General features: G+C 46.9%; 2 protein-coding genes. One reads left to right on the top strand and one right to left on the bottom strand.

What is annotated here, in order from left to right:
- A partial coding sequence (locus R8N47_RS24305; protein ID WP_318185992.1) for a peptidoglycan DD-metalloendopeptidase family protein occupies positions 1-495 on the top strand: 495 nt, incomplete at its 5' end.
- A gap of 24 nt (positions 496-519) precedes the next feature.
- Here R8N47_RS24305 and R8N47_RS24300 read toward each other — a convergent pair.
- Positions 520-853 (bottom strand): efflux RND transporter permease subunit (locus R8N47_RS24300; RefSeq protein ID WP_318185991.1); only part of this gene is annotated, 334 nt, incomplete at its 5' end.

Raw genomic sequence — 853 nt, 5'->3', positions numbered from 1 at the left:
GCCTTCTTGCGCGCTCCACTGGATTTCCGTCGCGTGACTTCAAACTTTAACCCACGTCGTCTTCACCCAGTTACGGGTCGAGTACGTCCTCACCGAGGCACTGACTACGCAGCACCTGTTGGTACGCCAATTTGGGCCGCTGGTGATGGTGTGGTGCAAAAATCGGCTTACAACAAGTTCAACGGGAACTACGTGTTCATTAAGCACAGCAATACTTACATTACCAAGTATCTGCACTTAACGAAGCGCACAGTCAAAACGGGTCAACGTGTTAAACAAGGTCAAACTATCGGTACGCTTGGTGGAACAGGTCGTGTGACAGGACCTCACTTACATTATGAGTTCCTAGTAAATGGCGTGCACAAAAACCCAAGAACGGTGAATTTACCGCAATCCAAATCGTTAACAGGTAAAGCAAGACAAACCTTCATGGCGAATGCAAAAGTCAGTATGGACAAGCTGGATCGTTACAGTAAGTTACTGGCAATGAGATAAACGGAAAAGTAAAAAGAGGCAGCATTACGCTGCCTCTTCGCTTTCATCAGGTTCGGGCTTAGCAAGATGATCTCTTCCCAACATAAGCAAACAAGGCGTAAGCACCAACGTCAACACCGTAGCGAATGCTAATCCCCCTGCTACTGCCGTCGCTAACTGAGACCACCATTGCGTACTCGGCGCACCAAATTCGACTTTTTGATTAACTAAATCGATGTTCATTTCTAGAACCATCGGTAACAACCCTAAAATGGTCGTAATTGTGGTTAATAGCACCGGTCTCAAACGTTGCACACCGGTCCGCAGGATAGCCTCTGCTTTGTCCAGTCCTCTTTTTCGCATTTGGTTATAAGTATCA

The organism is Vibrio sp. 2132-1 (genome assembly GCF_033344315.1).
Note: the sequence above shows the minus strand (reverse complement) of the source record. Positions and strands in the feature narration are given on the sequence as shown.